The sequence below is a fragment of the Pseudoalteromonas sp. ATL1 genome (assembly GCF_058933015.1).
In genome coordinates, this window is record NZ_JBZYXL010000002.1 from 180,017 (window position 1) to 199,640 (window position 19,624).

The following is a 19,624-nucleotide window of genomic DNA, read 5'->3' on the forward strand; positions in this document are numbered from 1 at the left end:
AATTTGAAAACGAGCTAAAAAGCCGAATAACCAGCTATATGTTTAGCTTCTAGTGTAAAACACAAGTTATTGCGCACTATGCATAATTTATGCTCACCAACTTGAGAAGCGATATCATTGTAATCACTCAGTGAAATACTACGCGCATGTCGCCCATCTATGCTGGTAACCAAGTCCCCTACTTTTAGCGCTAATTCACTTGCTGGTAACTCAGGGAAAAGATAGCGCACCACAAATTCACCACTTCGCACTTTACGAAGTTCAAGCCCAAATAGATTATAGTCAGTGACAAACTGCGCTTGCGGTACTAAATAAAATGCCTCATTTTTATAATCGATGACCGTTTTGAACTGGTTCATTAGCGCATTACCAATGATCCACCAGTCATCTTCATCACCACCGGGGATCAGGTTCACTTTTACATTGTTTATTTTAATGTCGCCTAATGTGAGCGACGGTAAGGTTACTCTGTCATGTTCAACTTTACCGCTTAAACCAAAATCTGCGGCGCGTACACGACTAGATGCCACTTCCACATCATTTTGTTCAAGATACGACGCGCTGAGCTTGACGTAGTGGCGGCTCCCTGTATCCACAATAAACTCACCATTTGCAACGTGGTTTTGGCTAAATGCCAATTCGCCTTTTACATTAATTTTGCCAAAAAACTCACCCAGTTTTAGGTATTGTGCATTTTCCTCTGGCTGGTACCGAGCGTTAGAGATATAGATTTCATTGTTGGTGGCATCTATTTCCCAAGTAAAGTGGCGCATAAAGTCATGCCCTATGATGCCATCTTCAATGGCTTCATCATCACGCAAATAGTAATGAGTTTTGGAGGTAGGAATAACCGCCGCTTTTACATCGTTAAAATACACACCACCTAAGTCAACACGGCCAATCTGTGATTGAAAACCGGTGCTGTGCGCTTCATCTCCCCACCCACCGACAGAAAACTCGAATAAGTGTTCTAGACCTAGTTTTTGTACTTTAGGTGTATCGTGCAATACAAAAAAGCTCGCACCGGTATCGAGTAAAAATAACAGTTCTTCCCCGTTTACATTTGCGTAAATGTAAGGTTTTTCACCTAAAAAAACCGACTTTAACTTTAACCGTTGCTTATTTGCCCATACCGGCTCCACATCTGAATTCGATTGCTTCATACGAATAGCATTGACGAGATCACACCCCGACAAACTAACGACCAACGCAATCGCGATAGTAATAATAACGCTTTTGAACATATTAAATTTCCAACTGATACCATTAAGTGCAGTTAGATTAAGTGTGTCGGTGTGAAGTAAACGTGAAACGATAGAGAGTAAACGGGTAAGTTAACAACAATCTTAAATTCTATACTCAGAGAAGATGTTATGTGGGAGCACCAAAAGCTAAATATTAGCTGTTAACGCCATAGTCGTTTTTTATATGCCTGTTTTCTCAGGCTTTAATTATGTTTAAGCTCGAATGGCGAGCACGGTGTGCCTTGGTGATACTTGAGTTGCCAGCAAGTACCGGTAAATGCCCAAATTGAACAACGTTTAGCAAAATCACTAACTTCGCCAAATTCACTTACCAGAGCTGACTCGTACCTCAGAAGTTGGACGGAAGGTGCTAGCTGGATACATTCATACCTCTGTGAATGTATGCGAGTGCTTGAGGATTCCTCACCTTCCATCATTTCTATGATTGAGTCAAAATCATACCTCGTACCTGATTTACCGACTTCCACAAAACTAGGATGGATTAGGCGCTCAATATCCGTTTTACTCTGGCGTATTTCATACTGATGCAACTCGATCTCTTGCTCAATGAGAATATCCATTTAATCTCCAAAACTTCAAAGGCATATAACGAGCCTGTAGATTTACTCGTTTTTAATTTGTTTTTATTAATCAACGAAACATAACTGAGTTCCTATTTTGATTCAACCGTTTAGGCTGTTTTTAGGTGAGATTTTAAATCGGGGTTTTAGATGGGTTTTCTTACGGTTTATGTGGGGGTTTTAAGGCCTTTTTAAAAAACAGAAACCAAGAAGAAACCAAGGACACCCACCACTAATTTGCGCCTTCCTAAGATGCCGCCTAAGCTTTAATCCTGCACTCAAAGGATTGAGGAAACTGTTCTGGTCAACCATAACTGGACACTTTTAGTTGATAATTTTCAAACTCCACTGGGGATAGATCACCATTAGCTGAATGCAGCCGCTCTATGTTGTAATACTTCATGTAAGCGGCCACATCTTGCTTCATAAATTCCCTTGTTGGCTGGTTAACTTTGAATAGCCAATCGTGCTTTAAACTGCCAAAAAAGTAACAGAAACCAAAGACACCCACCACAACAGAAACCAAGGACACCCACCACTAATTTGCGCCTTCCTAAGATGCCGCCTAAGCTTTAATCCTGCACTCAAAGGATTGAGGAAACCAAACTATGGCAACTGCCCGTAAAAGACAAATCAGTTTAACCGACACCAAATACTACCACTGCATCTCCCGTTGCGTAAGGCGCGCGTTTCTGTGCGGTGAAGATAAATTTACGGGCAAATCATACGAGCACCGCCGGGATTGGGTTGAAGAAAAGCTCCTGATGTTGGGGTCTGTGTTTTGTATTGATATCTGTGCTTATGCCGTGATGAGTAATCATACTCACATTGTTTTATATGTTGATGATAAAAAAGCTAAGCGTCTGTCGGATAAAGCAATTGTGATACGGTGGCACAAGTTATTCAAAGGTAATTGGGTAACCCATAAGCTCATTGAGGGAGAGCCACTAAAAGAGTCGGAGCAGTTGGCACTCGATGAGCATGTAGCCAAGTACAGGGAAAGACTCGCGGATATTAGCTGGTTTATGCGGGTACTTAACGAAGACATCGCCCGCCGAGCAAATAAAGAAGATAATTGTACAGGCCGATTCTGGGAAGGACGATTTAAATCCCAAGCATTACTGGATGAAGCCGCATTGGCTGCTTGTCTCGCTTACGTGGACTTAAACCCCATTAGAGCGAAAATTGCCGCAACGCCTGAAACCTCAGACTACACCAGCATCAAAAAGCGCATCGACCATGCTAAGCAGGGAATACAACCAAAAAGCCTACTACGCTTTGCTGGCAGCCCACGAAAACATATGGCTAAAGGCCTGCCTTTTGAGCTTAAATCCTATATTGAATTAGTTGAACTAACAGGCCAATGTGTTCGCGCTGACAAGCGAGGTTATATCAACGAAGCGCAGCCCATTCTTACTCGATTAAATATAGAAGCTGAGAATTGGATAAAACTCACAACTCAATTTTCTCGGGTATTCCGCGGCGCGGTTGGCCGAGAGCGGACAATAACCGCTTATTGCGAAACACTTCAAAAACGACGGCGCACAAATCTAACAAACTGCGAGCGCTTGTTGTCTTAGTCAGACAAGCACTATTAACTCGAAAATCTATAACTGTTGTATTTACAGCACTTTGTCGTACGCGATAACCCGGTTTTGGTGCAGAGATACGCTTGGACGTTAAAAATTAGCCTATCGGAAAACGTTTTTGTACCCAGTGATTGAAATATTTTTATACGTTTTTACGTCACTTCCTCAGTTTGGATATTAATTGTGATGGGTGTCACTTATTTCTATTTTCTGCTGAGCGTCCATATATGTCCTTGTTAGTTCGCCCTGTGCGGACCCGCATGCAGGGTGTTGTGGGGGCTGAGGGCTAGATACCCTCGGCTACCCGATTAAATGCCATGTGGCGACAACCCTGTAAGCACAGTATATGCAGTACACGCTCTATCAAATAGATCATCATAGGTTAGAAACTCATCCACTTTGTATTGTTGAACTATCATTTCCTTATATCTGCTTATATCTGCTACGTTATTAAAACTAGATTGAGTTGAACGACTCATAATAAGGCTTGTTCTACACTTGGTATGGATTCCAGGATACCGTGATCGTATTTGATTATAGTGCTCTCTAATGTAGTGTACCCATTCGGCAGTTTGAAACGTTGCTTGACCAACTTCTGCTCTTGGTTGGCCTTGCTTAGTAGCAACATTCTTAGAGGCTCTTTCTAATTCAACTAACTTATAAGATTGATCAGCGTAGGAAACTATAAAATCAGGCTCTACATATGTTTTCCCTATTGGCGATAGCTCTCCACCTGGATAATGTAGCTTAGGCTTACTTTCACAGCTACCATAGACATCTAATAAAATTGGATGTTTTTCTATTAGCTTATGAAATATATCTTCAGTTTCATGAGATTGAAATAGCAGAATATTTCTAAAATCATCTATTGCTTGTTTTAACCTGCCTAAACGATTTGTATAATTTTCCACCCACTGATTTGTTGATCCCATCGAGATCGAGCCACCATTGTTCCCTTCAGGGTTAGACAAAGTTTTGGCAAAGTCTCGCCTTAAGTCATGCTTAACACGAAGACTAATAATTCTTTCATCCCAGGCCCTGATGTTAGACTGGCCAAAAATTTCAATGTAATTAAAGAATCGTCTATTATTCAGATCTGCGGGGAAAAAACCCATTTTTTCAATTATATAGGGTTCTCCAAAAGAAGAGCGTGCATCAGGCAAGTGGGGTTCTAAAACGATACCGTATGCACCAAATGTCAGATTACATACAAGCTTCTTTAAAGTGGTTTTCACCTCTGTTAAATGAAGTGAAACATTCAACTCGTCATTTACGACCGTTTTTTGAAAAGAAATATTCTTTATCTTCCCTTTCCAAACTGCAGATGGAATATGTTCTTTGGCAACAATCCGATAGATTCCGATAGGTTTACCGGTTAGTCCGTTATCTTTGATAAATTGAGTTACTTCACTTGGCGTTTTTGTAGGCTCAAGATCGACCTTTAATGCAGGGCCACCAGCGATATACCATTGATGTTCAGGCTCACTTGCAACTTCATTTATCACAACCCCATCTTCAGCAAGAATTACTTCAAATGCTTCAGACTTTAAAAATGGTGAAATTGTGTATTTGGGATAGCCAGCGCCATTAGGGGGCAATGAGGTAAAGCTTTCGTAACCTTCCCTATATCTAGAAATGTACTCGAAAACAAATTTCCCTAAATTTTCAATTTCAATGCTCATACTTTCCTTTGGCATTTAACAATTTAGTATTTATGCAACACGCAGTTTGTGTTGCATAATCGCTTGTTGGACTGAGCCGCTACCTGCTCGATGTGTCAGAGTTGGTGTTATTTATGCTATGGGAATTTGCTTTTTAGAGACATTAGCCAAATCAGTTGGTTTGAACAGCTAATCTATTATCAATTAAGCTTTCCCTGCATCACTCAGCGCTTATTATGTATTCATTACACCTAAATTTGCCTTAATAAGCAATTATATTTTTTACGCATACAGAGACCGCCAGCCTGAGCAATTAAGCAGGTTAACTAATTGATTTTAAGCAGCTACCTAGCTGCTAACTCGTTCGTTCTGCCTTGTTCGTTGTTGCTTCTAACTTGAATACGCCCATTAACCGTAAGATACCTACCTTACAATGCTGACAAGGCCAATGTGGTACCTACGTCACATCTTCTGCCTTTGTCCTCTTTGTTTTGCATGTGCATGAGACCTGCGACCTTATCTGCGCTAACTTTCGCTTGCGACAAGCATTGGCTAAAAAACCATAATGGCGAATACGCATAAATCCTTTCGGTAGTACATGCTGCAAATAACGCCGTAAGAATTCGTCATTACTCAGTGTCATCACTTTATCACGATTATCATCGGCGTAATCTCGGTATTTAAAGCTCACCGACTGTACATTTGCTGATACAAAACGTGATTCAGATATCACGCCTTTTCGGGTATACCGTGCTAGGTAACTCACTAACTTTTCGCTGTAAGCTAAACAAGCTTTGCTATACACGCACCATTTTGCAGGCGTGTGTATCTTCGCCAGTGAACTATTGCACTCATTAAGTGCTGCCTGCATTTTCCCCCTAAAGACCGTTGATAGTGCTTTAACTGGATATAAATAGCCTTTTTCTATTTCATACCAGCTTGCTTTATTAAGTCCGCCCGCGGGTATTAAACAGTGTAAGTGAATATGCTGACTTAAATTTTGCCCCCAAGTATGTAAGACACTTGTCATTCCTAGTTGACCATGCCCTTTTCGGTTAGCAAATTTACTCAAGGTTTGCCATGCTGCCTTGAATAAACTCTGGTACAAGGCATTTGGATTATAGTGAGCAATAGTATTAAGTTCATGAGGGAGCGTAAAAACAAGATGGAAATAGCGACATGGTAATAAGTTTTCTTGCTGCTTTTGTGTCCATCTTGCCGTTGCCATCCCTTGGCACCGTGGACAATGACGGTCTCGGCAGCTACATCCTATCTGCTGTGGCTCACCACAGCTATCACATTGCCATGTTTGATAGCCAAGCTGACCAGTTCTACACGATTGAAGGTGCTGACAGACACGCAATTGCTGATAACTCATCGTATGATGTTGGCGGTAATTGCTAAGACCTGAATTTAAAATATCAGCAAGGTGTAAGGTGCTCTTGCTTTGCTCCAACCTGCGAGTAAATCAATACCTCCATGCCCCAATTCAGGCAACCAATGTAAGTAACTTTGCGTGGTTTTAATGTCACTGTGACCAAGTTGGTGTTGAAGTTGATGCAGTGGCATACCTGACTCAAGTTGGTGGGTGGCATAAGCATGGCGCAGTGCATGTGGGTTACAGTGCATTAAACCGCAATTTTGTGCCTGTTCTCGTAATGATTTCCTGAAGCTTGATGCTGACATCGGTTTATCCATTAACCATCGCGAGTAAAACATCCACTTTGTTGGGTGATACATTTTCCAGTAACTGCGTAATTGGTTAAGTACGCTAGCGCAGGCCACAGCATAACGCGACTTATCTCCTTTACCTCGTTCAATCAATATGGTTTTTCGCTGTCCATCAATGTCTTGAACTTTAATATGTACCAGCTCACCAATGCGTAAGCCACAGCCATAGCAAACCACGATTAACGTTTTTAATCGCATGTCCGTACAACTTTCTATGAGCCGCCGAATATCATCTCGAGATAAATAGGTTGGTGCGCGAGTCTTCGCTTTTGGTAATACGATGTCTAAGTTCAACGGTCGATGTAAAATATGCTTAAACAAAAACCAGATACTATTTATTTGTACTTTTTGGCTCGCCCGTGACAATCGGCGTATCTCCGGCGTCTTAAAAAACGCATTCAGTTCTTCATCGGTGACTTGAGCCAACGGTTTATTGATATAACGACTTAGTTTTTGCAAGTGTTCACAGTAGCTTTTGGCTGTGCACTCTGAAAGCCCTAAATAACCGACTTCGATTCTTACTTGCTCTATCAGTGGGTCCATGATTACCTCCGGATAAGTTGGAATACCCAAAGATAAGTGTGGCGAAAATGGTGAGGTTGGCGATCTCCGCGTAGCGGCTTAGTTCAACAGTGTATTAGCGTGAATTCGCGTTAATGTTCTACCCATTAGCCCTACAGCACACCAATTATCAAATTTAATAACCCTAAATATTAGCATGTTAACTTCTAATTTGTCCTCAAAAAGTCAACAACCTTCCTAAAACAAAACGAGAATCTACTTAAACGAGAATATGATAATTTATCTAACGAATTAAAACCTATTTATAATCAATACGATAGAATAAAAATTAAAGACCTCAAACGAACAACTAGTACAAAAATTAACGGGGTCTCTCGCTGCAAAATTTAATGCCTTAAATTATACCTGTACAGAACCACAGTAAACGAATTTTCCAAGAGCAAGCCTATTTTTGAAATCTATTCAGGATGACTTAACTGCACCACATAATCAACCAACTCAATACAAACGTGGATCGAGATAAACAAAACGACATTCGACGTTTCTGTTTTATTTTTATAGACGACTGCCCTAACGCTTAAACTTAGTTTCCAAAATCACTGACGAGTTTGTGCGCTCCACCCCTTCCAAGTTGCCAATATCATCCAAAATAGTACTGAGTTGCTGCAAGCTTTGGGCTTCAACCACAGCTATTAAGTCGTACTCACCACTTATGGCATATAAGGCACTAATATTCGGAATATGTTTGAGTGCGATGTTAGTTTTGGTGGTGAGCTTTTGTTTAACTTTAATTGAAACATGCGCCTCCACCAGCTCGGATAAATAGCTGGCTCCAAACTCAACGCTGTAACCTTGAATAACCCCTGATTGCTCTAATTTTTGTAGTCGGCTTTGCACCGTAGAGCGGGATACATCTAGGCTTCTTGCAAGATCTGAGATGCTTGCACGTGCGTTGCTTCTAAGTAGTGAAATGAGTTTTTCATCGTGTGAATTTATCATTTTGCCAAAACAATTCGTTAATTTGACTTTTATTTTAATCATTTTGCGCAATTTTGCACTGCAAATTTACTTTAATCATCGTAATAATGGAAACATATGCGCATCCAATAAAATTGTATAAAAAGGATGCATTACAAATTGAAGTAAATTATGAGGAAGTCGTCATGCAAACTAACCGCGAACTATTCGATGAGGTTATGGTACCTAACTACAATCCATCAGAAGTGATCCCTGTAAAAGGCAAAGGATCACGCGTATGGGATCAAAAAGGCGACGAGTACATTGATTTTGCTGGCGGCATCGCGGTTAACTGTTTAGGTCACTGCCACCCAGCGCTCGTTAATGCATTAACTGAGCAAGGCCAAAAGCTATGGCACCTATCAAACGTAATGACTAACGAGCCAGCGTTACGTCTAGCTAAAAAGATTACCGACGCAACTTTCGCAGACAAAGTATACTTTGCAAACTCGGGCGCAGAAGCAAACGAAGCGGCGCTTAAACTAGCACGTCGTTTTGCACTTGATAACTACGGCGAAGAAAAAACACAGATCATCGCATTCAATAAAGGCTTCCATGGCCGTACATTCTTTACAGTAACTGTCGGTGGCCAAGCTGCATACTCTGACGGCTTTGGTCCTAAGCCTGCTGACATCGTACACTGCGATTACAACGATTTAGAAGCGTTCGCAGCATTGATCAGCGACAAAACGTGTGCTGTGATGATGGAGCCACTACAAGGTGAAGGCGGGATCATCACGCCAACTCAAGAATTCGTTCAAGGCGTTCGTGAACTGTGTGACAAGCACAATGCATTACTAATTTTTGATGAAGTGCAATCAGGTGTTGGTCGTACAGGTGAGCTATACGCTTATCAAGGTTTAGGTGTAACACCTGATATTCTAAGCACAGCTAAAGCACTTGGTGGTGGTTTCCCAATCGGTGCCATGATCACAACAAACGACATTGCAAAACATCTTAAAGTTGGTACACACGGTTCTACCTACGGTGGTAACCCGCTGGCATGTGCGGTTGCAGAAGCAGCATTCGACACAGTAAATACACCAGAAGTTCTTGAGCAAGTAAAAGTGAAAGAACAGCTATTCCGCGATGGCTTAAATGCAATCAACGAAAAGTACAATGTATTTTCAGAAGTACGTGGTAAAGGTTTGTTACTGGGTGCTGTACTGAACGATAACTTTAAAGATCGCGCAAGAGACTTCTTAGTAGCAAGCACTAAGCACGGCCTAATGACGCTTGTAGCAGGTACAAACGTGATCCGTTTCACGCCTTCACTTGTTATTCCTAACGAAGACATCGCAGCTGGTTTAGCACGTTTTGAACTAGCGGTTGCTGACGTAGTAAACGGTTAATTGGTTTAGGGGGCACATTGTGCCTCCTAAAGGTTGAATCTATGCAAATACTTAGACCAATTGCCAGCAACGATTTTGCTGCCTTTAAGCAAATTGCCATTGAATCGGGCCATGGCTTTACGTCATTGCCTGTGGATGACGAGCTATTGAAAGCCAAAATCGAGCGTTCAGAGCAAAGCTTTGCAAAACAAGTGAACAAGCCGCTTGATGAGGGCTATGTGTTCGTGCTTGAAGATAGTGAAACTGGCGACATCATGGGCACCACCGCCATTGAAGCCGCTGTAGGCATGCAAGTGCCACTGTACCACTATCACTTAGGCAAAACCGTTCACCATTCTCGCACGCTGAACGTGTATAACACCGTCGATATTTTAAGCATGTGTAATGATTACACGGGCTGTAGTGAGATCTGCACGCTATTTTTGCGTGAGCCTTTCAGAAAAGGTTTAGCTGGGCGCTTTTTGAGCCGCTCGCGCTTTGTATTTATGGCCGACCATGCCAAACGCTTTAGCGAAACGGTGATTGCTGAAATGCGTGGTGTGAGTGATAGCCAAGGCAACTCGCCATTTTGGAAATGGTTACAAGAGCACTTTTTCAGTATTGAATTTCCACAAGCCGACCATTTAGTGGGTTTAGGCGACAAGGTATTCATTAGCGAACTCATGCCGAAATACCCAATTTACGCAAACTTACTCAGTAACGATGCGCAAGCGGTGATAGGCCAAGTTCACGAAAAGACTAAACCTGCGCTAAAACTGTTACAAAAAGAAGGTTTTGAGCACAGAGGCTATATCGACTTATTTGATGCAGGCCCAACGGTTGAAGCAAAATTGGCTAACATCAGAACGGTACAGCGCTCCGTTGTGGCAAACGTACAAATTAAAGACAGCGTAAACGGGAAAGCACGCGCCATTTCAAATCAAGGACTTGAAAACTTTAGAGCTACATTTAGCGATAAGTGTTCTTATGATGCTCAAAGCAATGTTCTACAAATTGATAGCACAGTTGCAAAAGCGTTGGCGCTCAATGAAGGCGATAAAGTAAGAACGTTTACGTTATAAACTTGCTGCGTCGAGCTTAATCGCACCAAGTTAACGCGGATAAACCGCACTATTAAGGAATCCATTATGCACAACAATGTTGATCAACTATTTGACGAACTTTGGAATAACTACCTTTCGGTAACCCCTTCAGCAGTTAAAGTTCATGAGCTGCTTGGTTCAACACAACAAGACGACGTGATCAATGACCACATCGCACTGCGTACTTTCAACCTTGAAAAAGTAGGCCTAGAAAAGCTAGCTGCTCACTTTAAAGCGGTTGGTTACGAAGAGTGTGGTGAGTACCACTTTGAAGCTAAAAAGCTGTATGCAAAGCACTATGAGCATTCAGATCCAACTAAACCAAAAGTATTCATCTCAGAATTATTGGTAGAAAAATGCTCGCCAGAGCTTCAAGAAATCGTTAAAGACATGGTTGCGCAAATTGATGAAAGCGCAATCACGGCAGATAACTTCCTGTATTCAGGCACGCACTGGCAAGTAAGCCATGAAGCATATCAAGCACTTTTAAAAGAAAGTGAATATGCTGCTTGGATGTCGGCGTGGGGTTACCGTGCAAACCACTTTACAGTGAGTATTAACTACTTACAAAACTTCACTACAATTGAAGCGGTAAACCAAGCGCTAAAAGATGCAGGCTTTGAGCTAAATACATCCGGCGGCGAAATTAAAGGTTCACCAGAGGTGCTGCTTGAGCAATCTTCTACACTTGCTGATCACTTCAACGTACAGTTCAGTGATGGTGAATTTAGCATTCCTAGTTGCTTCTATGAGTTTGCACTACGTTACAACAAGCCGGATGGTGAAATATACACAGGCTTTGTCGCAGCATCTGCTGACAAAATTTTTGAAAGTACGAATGCGAGATAACAACGCTTAATCGCGCTTTATCCCAAATAAAAAGGCCAAGTTTGCTATGCTACTTGGCCTTTTGCGTATTTAGTTAACTAATTAGAATGAATAATTTACACCGGCATAGTAACTGCGGCCAATGGCATCATACATTACGCTGCCATTGTCTATCCCTGGTATCGCTTGTGGCTTTTTGTCAGTTAAGTTATTGACCCCAAAATACATTTCAAGGTTATCACCCCAGCTGTAAGCAGCACGCATGTTGGTATAAAGCACCGAGTCAACCTTGTTTATCGCATAATAGTTGTCCGCCACTTTATTATCGTACTTCGAGCTACCAAGATATCTAAAGTCTAAATGTAATTGAACATTTTCAATATCATAGGTTACATTCAAATTGCCTTTCACTTTGGGACGATTACGTGTATCAACGCGAGAGTTAAACTTGCTTAGATCTTCCGAATCATAATAGTCTTTGTTTTCTTCCATTAAAGATGCCACTAGGTTGAACTTAAGTTCACCAGCTTCAGCCATATCCAGCCCATAATGGGCTTCTAGGTCGTAGCCTTCAGCTTCAAGACGGGCAATATTCAAAGTTTCAGCCACAATTTTGGTGTAGTTACCATCTTCACCACGGCTGATCGCTTGGCAGTATTGGTTATCGATAGATGATGAATCAACGCAGCGCGATAATATCGAATTGGTAGACACGGTTGCGATAGCGTCTTCAATCTCTATTTTCCAGTAGTCTATACCTACAGATAAATTGTCAATTGATTCCGGTGTAAAAACAAAGCCGTAGGTGAAAGTCGTAGACTCTTCTGGTTTTAAGTTTCTATTACCCGCTTTAAATACAGGCTGTGAAGCACCATCTGCAAGCGAGTTGAAGTTCTCTGGTACACCTCGTGCTGCACAGTTTTTAACTCGGTTTGCTCTAATAGCTACATCCTTAGGGCTGTTTATACGATCAATATCACATGGGTCCTCCACATGTTCAGGGCTGCTTGACTCTGGAGAAAATAGCTCATTGATATTAGGTGCACGTACTGCCAATCCTTGAGATGCTCTGATCCTAAGTGAAGGGTTAACAGTCCAGTCTAAACCTAATTTATAAGCGGTATGTTCGCCCACACTGCTATAATCTGAAAAGCGAAAAGCGGTTTCTAAAACTAAGTCTTTAACCAAATAAGCATCACTCAGTAATGGGACATAGAGTTCACCATAAACTTCTGTCACATCATACTCACCTTCAACAGAGTTCAGAGGGGCATTCCAAACAGCATTTGTCACTCTAGCTGTCCGTAAGATCTCATCAGGGTGTGCTTCACTTGTTTCTTCACGATATTCAGCACCAACTGCAAATAACATGTCACCATAAGGTAAACTATACAAGCTACCGTCAATTGATGCAGATAAAACAGTTTGCGTAATTTTGCTCTTAGTCCCCGTTTCTTGCATAACAAAGCCAACCGCTTCCATAGAGGCCGCATTCAGACCAAACGGGTTAAGCGGCGCACAACCATTACTCGTATCACGACACACAATCTCACCGCTTTCATTACGCACGGCATCAAGTGCTTGAACATATTTGTCGGTTACCCTATCCAAACGACGGTCATCCTGCTCACTACTGCCATACTGTGCGTAAAAATTATAGCTAATGTCATCGTTTACTTCGCCACTTCCACCGAATACGAACTGAGTAAGCTCTAAAACGTTGTTATTAGGAAGTTTTCCTAGATCAGCATGAGCTTTACGAATAAACAACTGCTCAATGCCTTGTTCAACCATAACATCATGAACAGACTGAGGAATGTACGGGTTATCTAGCTTAGCAATTGCAAACGGCCCAAAATATCCGTCACTGATAGCAGGTTGGGAAGTCGTCTGTGCTTTTGTTTTAGAGTACTTAGCGTCAAAGAAAACACTATGAGAGTCATTAATTGCATAATTGATAGAAGTCGTAGCCAGAACGCGCTCCGACGGCTGGCTTATCATACCGTATTCATGAATTGAGAAGCCCTTACCACCAACACACTTGATACCAAAACATAAGCCAGTATCAAAGGGAGTTACATTACCATTCTCATCAATGTTGATAACTCCTAGCTCACCAATTGGGCCAAAACCTGGATCTGCGGCGACAATCCCTTCGGCACTTAAAGGCAAGAAACGAAGGTCTTCCACTATCTTTTGTTCATAAGGAGGAGGGTTATTCGGATCAAATTCTGGATCTCTTGGATCACGTGCGTTAACCCAAGATAGACCTTTTGACGCAAAGTCCCTATCCATTTGGCGTACGTCTTTGCGATCATTGTATTCAAATGTGAAGGCGGCATTACCTTTTCCATCGGCAAAGTCCATACCGTGCAAAATATTAAATACAGCGTTTTCATCATCCCCTTCTGCCGACTCACCATATTGCACATTTACCTGAGTACCAACATAGTCCTTTTTCATAATGAAGTTAATTACACCCGATACTGCATCTGCACCATAAACAGCGGACGCAGCGCCCGTGATAACTTCAACTCGCTCAACCAAATTGCTCGGAATGCTATTCAAATCAACGGATGAGTCGCCAGGGCTATTACCAATGTGACGGCGGCCATTGACCAAAACCAAAGTACGGTTTGTACCAAGTCCGCGTAAATCCGCTAACTCAACCCCAACTAACTGACCGTTACTTTCTGTGCCTAAACGACCCGAACCGCCAGTGAAGGCTGGTAAATCACGCAAAATATCGCCAACATTGGTAACACCTGACAACGCAATTTGTGCAGAATCGATGATGGTTGTTGGCGTGGGTGTACCAGCGGTTGAGCGCTGAATACGTGAACCCGTAATTTGAATTTTTTCTACTTCATCTACCCCGTCTTGCTCTGCGGCATAACCACCACTACTTGCGAACAGCAATGCCAGACTGACGGCGACCTTACTACGATTGAAATGATTCATATTTTGTCCTATCGACTCACTAATTATTATTATTTAGCGTTTTGCTAAGTACGACTCGCACCACTTATTTGTAAGCATTAAAATTGCTCAAGTAGTTACGTATTAGGTATATGAAAAATTCAGTGTTGTAGTCAATTTAAGGACAAACAAGTCTCACGTGAGAATTTGTATTGCGTAATTTACAATTAACATCTTCGGTAAATAATTAGGTACATTTAACTTTGTGTACGAATGTGTTTCCAATTCATACACATTGACAGCGACGCTGACTGAGCGTAATTTTAATTGTTTGACCTGTACGAGAGACTCATAGAAAGCTAAACGAAAGTATGAGTGGTATTTAATTTGGCTAGCCATGTAACCCATACTCAAAATCACAATTTGTCTCTTTAAATCAATAACAAAATCACAATTAAAAACATAACTACGAGCTCAGCCGGATTAATTAGCCACTTCGACACATATGTTCCTCGGGTTTATTTTTGACCAAAAAGTGTAACACAGGGGTCACAATATTCGGTTAGCGTTAATCAACATCCGTTTATGACGGCTAGGCGCCAGAACTTTGAAAACTCCTAGACGTTTCTATTGAGAGGGAAATGCAATGACCAGAGCAGATCAAATAGAATCTATTTTAGATAACGTCGATGGCGCGCTTGCTGTAGCTAAGCTGCCCAAACATTTAAAAATGGCCGGTAGTCCATATTTGTTTTTTCGCGGCAGTGCAGCTCTTATGTATCATGATTTTAAAAGCAATCATATTGCGCTACCTGAACAGCTTTTTACCCTACCGCTGACCAATATTGTTGGTGATTGTCATACCGGCAACTTTGGCTTTATCAGCGAAGAAGGCTCACACGGGGATACGCTAATTTTTGCCCCCAATGATTTTGATGATGCATGTATAGGCCATGCGGTTTGGGATATATTTCGATTAGTGACGAGTCTATATCTCGCGCACGATCATGCCAAACGTGAACAAGCCAAAAGTGATGATGTCAAAGTTCGACAAAAGCCATTGGTTGCGCAAGATCAGCTTGATATAGCAGCAAGACAACTGTTAACCAGTTATCTATCTGCATGTGAGCGCTCGCTTAGCCATGAAATTAATAGTCAATCTGCGTTAACGCATTTCGATAAAGAGCACATACTCCATAAACGCTGGCAAAAGGCTTTACAACGTAAAGCAGGCGGTGCGGCATTTTTGACAAATAGTACGCTGGCAAAAGAACTAGATTTAGAGACTTTTCCTTTACGTTTCAAACAAAACCCAGAGCGGTTTGAATCCCTTTCCCCTGCGGTGTTTGAAGATATTATCAGCACGTTTTCACCTTATGTTGACGATACAATCCTTGATTGCGTGGAGCGCCTAAATGCAGGGACTGGCTCTAATAATATGAAACGTTACTATTTACTTGTGGGCCCAGAAGTAAACAGTGAAGCAGAACTTGATTTGAGCCTCTGCCATATCGTTGAAGTGAAACAACAACGCACGGCAGCACCGCTGGCGTTTTATCCAAATTTAAGCCCAATCAATCAATTAAACGCGGCGCACTTAACAGTAAATTGTCAGCGCAAAATGCAACGTCGCCCAGATCTAGTTTTAGATGATGCATTTTGGCTCGACAAGCATTGGCTTATTCGCTCACGACATCATGCCCGAGTCGGTATCGCGCCCGAGGATGTATTACTGGGTAAACGTGCCGCGCAGAAAAATGGCTTTACCCAGTTTACAGATAGCTGTGGCTTTGCTTTAGCGTTAACACATATGCGCGGTGACCGCCGTTCCTTATTGTTCCAACAGGCATGTTTAGACACCTTGCCAAGCTATATCGACACGATTATTGCAACTGGCCGTCAATATGCCGAGCAAGTACAAACAGACTGTGGTCTACTCGCTCAAATGCTTGCAGATAGTTAACGTATCAAAATCTTGGGCTAGATGTAATTCTCCATTGAAGTGCGCTCTAGCCTCTTGTTCTAACTTGTCTAACATATTTGGGCCGTGATAACGCACACTAAAGTGAGTTAATACAAGCCTTGGTATAGCGCATCTTTCGGCGAATTCGGCAACACGTTTTGCATCAGAATGCCCCGTATGGAGCCCAACACGATGTAAATCAGCATGGGTAAACGTCGCTTCATGAACCAACATATCTATATCTTCGCAATGCGCTTTCAACAAGGCTGGCTTTTCGTTATCGCCACTGACGATCACTCGCCTAGGTCGCCAGCTGGGATAGGTGTATTCGCTCGCCTTTAATGTTTGGCCTTGGTACTGTGCGTTGAGCCCTTTTTGCAATTGATTATAATGCGGCCCACTGGCGATGCCTTGAGCCTGAAGAGCAGCTATTTTTAGTTTATTCGGAATGCCCTTTTCCGTTATTTTAAATGCATAACTCGGCACTCGATGCTTCAGTGCGACAATGTCAATGGCACACAATGCAAAGTCGAGTTGATCTGTCACTTCCTCAATCGCATGCGTCACTAAATCAAAGGGTAAAGTCAAACTCGTCATCGCACGGGTTGCAGCAACAAAGTGAATCACTTTTCGTGGTGCTATCAAATGTACGGGCTCTGTTCGCCCACTCATGTTTAACGCAGCCAGTAATCCGGGTAAGCCATAACAATGATCACCATGACAATGTGTGATGCAGATCACACTGAGCTTATGCACAGACAAGTTACTTTTAAGCAATTGATGCTGAGTCGCTTCAGCACAGTCCACAAGTACCCATTGTTTTGACGTATCAAAGCTCACTGCGGTAGCTGACATGTTTCTTACTTGACTTGGACTACCCGAAGATGTGCCTAAAAATTGAATATGCATAGATAAACTAACTTAATAACTTGATTTTGTATGATCTTACCCTAACTCTATATCGTATAACCAAAACGTACAGGGAATAATCATGAAAAATGAACTAGACAGTAAAACCATTTTAAAAGTTTATGAAACGATTCAAAAACATGGTGAAGTAACAGAAGAAGGTAAGCTTTATGAAGGCATACTGGCGTTTTCCGATGTAGATGGATATACCATTTACCTCAAAGGAAGCGGCGTGCTAATGCGCTTTGGCTTTCATAATACCTACCATTTGGATTATGCGGTCGAAAAAAACAAAGAAGACTTTATTAAAAAAGTGGAGTCAATCGGCAAGCACCTTGAAGGTGATTAACCGATTTATGAGCAATGTATTCACATAGACCTAAACGAAAAACTCGCCAAGATGATAACCGCCATCGAGCGTTTATTATCTCGGCGCTTGAAGAGCTAAAAAAGCACCCTCACAAATTAGCCATTGTTAAAAGCAATTGCGCTCAGTTCAAACAACAAGCACATCTCAAAAGAGGCTTACTCATCGCTGTCGAACGATTCGAATGGGTATTTGCGATTGATGACAATATCGAGCGGATCTGCACTCAAGTTTTAGCAAATGATTACATTGGGAATAGGATCAGACGCTATCCGTTACTTTTTAAAGGAGTAATAGGTGATTAACCTTGTTTGGCTAAAGCGAGATTTTAGGCTCAATGACCATTCGGCTCTTTTTTACAGCCAACAAAATGATCGCCCAACTTTATTTTTGTATGTGATAGAGCCTGAATATTGGCGTCTAGCAGATACAAGCAAACGCCAGTATCAATTTGTCGCCCAGAGTTTACACAGCCTTGCCAAAGAGCTGGCGAGGCACGACGGTTTTTTGTGTATTCGCAGTGGTGCCGTTGTCGACATACTGGAAAAAATACACCAAAAGTACCCTATCCATTCGCTTTATTGCCATCAGGAAACGGGGAACGATTGGACGTACAAACGAGATACAAATGTATTCGCTTGGTGTAAAGTGCAGCAAATCTCAGTCTTCGAATACCAACAGCAAGCCGTATTTCGCACTAAGCTGAATCGCGACCATTGGCAAAAAAAAGCATCCGAATGGCTAGATTCACCCACCCACGCTATTCCCAGCCGTGTCAATTCATTACTCCCTCGCCATAGTGGCTTATCGTTACTTGATATGTATCCCGGCAACGATAATTTGACGGCTGACGAGCCACAACAAGGGGGATTAACGCACGCCAACTCAACCCTGCAGAGCTTTTTTACTGATCGCATCAATCAATATATGTATGGGATCTCAAGTCCTGTGAAATCTGTAACTACAAGCTCTCGCCTTAGTCCCTATCTGTGCTATGGCGTACTGAGTCTTCGAGAAGTTATAAATCAGGCCTACGAGCTTAAGGTAGATGGAAAAAGTTTATCGGGTTTTATTGCTCGCCTGCATTGGCATAGTCATTTTGTGCAAAAACTCGAGTCAGAGCCAAGATATGCCTATGAGTCCGTCCATAAATCGCTACTCCATATGCGAGCAAGTGAATTTAATGAGCAAAGTTATATGCGTTGGCAGCATGGCCAAACCGGCGTTCCCTTTGTGGACGCATGTATGAGAATGCTGTTAAAAACCGGTTGGCTCAATTTCAGAATGCGCGCCATGCTAATGTCGTTTGCAAGCTACCATCTATGGCTAGACTGGCCAAAAACAGCAGCATTTCTTGCAAGTACATTCATCGATTACGAACCAGGGATCCACTATCCACAGGTTCAAATGCAATCAGGAACAACAGGGATCAACCCATTTAGGATATACAATCCGGTCACACAGGGCGAAAAATACGACCCCAAAGGTGGTTTTATACGTTATTACATTCCAGAATTGGCCCACGTGCCAGACAGCTTCATTCACCGACCTTGGTTGTACTCAGGGTTAAAAACCGATTTATATGATAAACCCAGTCAACAGCCTGAATCAGCAGCAAGTGCGGCGAAAAGTAAAATTAAACGCTTTTACAATCAACATATCGACAAAGATGAAACACTTCGGGTGATCACCACACACGCCTCGAGAAAGCGTCAACTCAAGCGAACAAAGCCTGCTTCAAACAATCAGCTAAGCCTGTTCTAAAAACACGAAATGATACTGTAAACAACTCTATGCGCTGGCATTGTACTAAACCCATGAACCTAATTTAGGTGTTATTCTAATCACATGAAAAATAA

Annotated in this window: 15 protein-coding genes and 2 pseudogenes; 8 read left to right on the forward strand and 9 right to left on the reverse strand. The window is 42.0% G+C overall.

Translation table 11 applies throughout. The annotated features are described in order from the left end of the window. Positions 1–14: 14 nt before the first annotated feature. From AC5FX4_RS19055 to AC5FX4_RS19065, 3 genes and pseudogenes are all read right to left on the reverse strand, one after another. Positions 15–1,244: an aspartyl protease family protein gene (locus tag AC5FX4_RS19055; protein WP_493607999.1), complete on the reverse strand. Its 1,230-nt coding sequence runs from the start codon at positions 1,242–1,244 to the stop codon at positions 15–17. A 203-nt stretch (positions 1,245–1,447) separates the two neighbouring features. Next, the gene (locus AC5FX4_RS19060) at positions 1,448–1,825 is read right to left on the reverse strand and encodes a nuclear transport factor 2 family protein (protein WP_493608000.1); all 378 of its coding nucleotides are present in this window, start codon (positions 1,823–1,825) and stop codon (positions 1,448–1,450) included. A 304-nt stretch (positions 1,826–2,129) separates the two neighbouring features. After that, positions 2,130–2,312: pseudogene (locus AC5FX4_RS19065) on the reverse strand (IS3 family transposase); the annotation flags it as partial. Between the two features lie 121 nt (positions 2,313–2,433). Here AC5FX4_RS19065 and AC5FX4_RS19070 point away from each other — a divergent pair. After that, positions 2,434–3,405: a transposase gene (locus AC5FX4_RS19070; protein ID WP_493608001.1), complete on the forward strand. Its 972-nt coding sequence runs from the start codon at positions 2,434–2,436 to the stop codon at positions 3,403–3,405. A gap of 317 nt (positions 3,406–3,722) precedes the next feature. Here AC5FX4_RS19070 and AC5FX4_RS19075 read toward each other — a convergent pair whose 3' ends face one another. The 4 genes and pseudogenes from AC5FX4_RS19075 to AC5FX4_RS19090 form a co-directional block, all read right to left on the reverse strand. Then, entirely contained in the window at positions 3,723–5,096 is a 1,374-nt protein-coding gene (locus tag AC5FX4_RS19075) for a Shedu anti-phage system protein SduA domain-containing protein (protein WP_493608002.1), read from the reverse strand. Positions 5,097–5,430: 334 nt separating this feature from the next. Beyond that, a pseudogene (locus tag AC5FX4_RS19080) lies at positions 5,431–6,531 on the reverse strand (IS91 family transposase). Continuing rightward, entirely contained in the window at positions 6,489–7,349 is an 861-nt protein-coding gene (locus AC5FX4_RS19085) for a tyrosine-type recombinase/integrase (protein WP_493608003.1), read from the reverse strand. Before AC5FX4_RS19085 ends, AC5FX4_RS19080 begins: the two are co-directional and overlap by 43 nt. 549 nt (positions 7,350–7,898) lie before the next feature. Next, a complete protein-coding gene (locus AC5FX4_RS19090) occupies positions 7,899–8,327 on the reverse strand; it encodes an Lrp/AsnC family transcriptional regulator (protein WP_493608004.1) in 429 nt (142 codons plus the stop codon). A gap of 164 nt (positions 8,328–8,491) precedes the next feature. Here AC5FX4_RS19090 and AC5FX4_RS19095 point away from each other — a divergent pair, with 164 nt between their 5' ends. The 3 genes from AC5FX4_RS19095 to AC5FX4_RS19105 all read left to right on the forward strand — a co-directional run bounded on the left by AC5FX4_RS19095 (position 8,492) and on the right by AC5FX4_RS19105 (position 11,628). Next, complete coding sequence (locus tag AC5FX4_RS19095; RefSeq protein WP_493608005.1) at positions 8,492–9,697, forward strand: aspartate aminotransferase family protein; 1,206 nt, start codon at positions 8,492–8,494, stop codon at positions 9,695–9,697. Positions 9,698–9,738: 41 nt separating this feature from the next. Next, a complete protein-coding gene (astA, locus tag AC5FX4_RS19100) occupies positions 9,739–10,758 on the forward strand; it encodes an arginine N-succinyltransferase (RefSeq protein WP_493608006.1) in 1,020 nt (339 codons plus the stop codon). Between the two features lie 66 nt (positions 10,759–10,824). Continuing rightward, positions 10,825–11,628 (forward strand): DUF1338 domain-containing protein, encoded by an 804-nt coding sequence (locus AC5FX4_RS19105; RefSeq protein WP_493608007.1) that lies wholly within the window; start codon positions 10,825–10,827, stop codon positions 11,626–11,628. A gap of 81 nt (positions 11,629–11,709) precedes the next feature. On the opposite strand, the gene AC5FX4_RS19110 is transcribed toward AC5FX4_RS19105, so the two are convergent. Then, positions 11,710–14,568, reverse strand: coding sequence for a TonB-dependent receptor plug domain-containing protein (locus tag AC5FX4_RS19110; protein ID WP_493608008.1), 2,859 nt, complete (start codon positions 14,566–14,568; stop codon positions 11,710–11,712). Positions 14,569–15,172: 604 nt separating this feature from the next. Here AC5FX4_RS19110 and AC5FX4_RS19115 point away from each other — a divergent pair. Next, the gene (locus AC5FX4_RS19115; protein WP_493608009.1) at positions 15,173–16,489 is read left to right on the forward strand and encodes a DUF2252 family protein; all 1,317 of its coding nucleotides are present in this window, start codon (positions 15,173–15,175) and stop codon (positions 16,487–16,489) included. Here the strand turns inward: AC5FX4_RS19115 and AC5FX4_RS19120 are convergent. Then, a complete protein-coding gene (locus AC5FX4_RS19120; RefSeq protein WP_493608010.1) occupies positions 16,460–17,398 on the reverse strand; it encodes a ribonuclease Z in 939 nt (312 codons plus the stop codon). The two genes, AC5FX4_RS19115 and AC5FX4_RS19120, sit on opposite strands and share 30 nt — an antisense overlap. A gap of 82 nt (positions 17,399–17,480) precedes the next feature. On the opposite strand from AC5FX4_RS19120, the gene AC5FX4_RS19125 reads away from it, so the two are divergent. The 3 genes from AC5FX4_RS19125 to AC5FX4_RS19135 are packed head-to-tail and all read left to right on the forward strand — an operon-like array spanning position 17,481 to position 19,529. After that, positions 17,481–17,747, forward strand: coding sequence for a DUF3081 family protein (locus AC5FX4_RS19125; protein ID WP_493608011.1), 267 nt, complete (start codon positions 17,481–17,483; stop codon positions 17,745–17,747). Positions 17,748–17,761: 14 nt separating this feature from the next. After that, complete coding sequence (locus AC5FX4_RS19130; protein WP_493608012.1) at positions 17,762–18,070, forward strand: hypothetical protein; 309 nt, start codon at positions 17,762–17,764, stop codon at positions 18,068–18,070. After that, entirely contained in the window at positions 18,063–19,529 is a 1,467-nt protein-coding gene (locus tag AC5FX4_RS19135; RefSeq protein WP_493608013.1) for an FAD-binding domain-containing protein, read from the forward strand. The genes AC5FX4_RS19130 and AC5FX4_RS19135 overlap by 8 nt, the downstream gene beginning before the upstream one ends. The last annotated feature ends 95 nt before the right edge of the window (positions 19,530–19,624 follow it).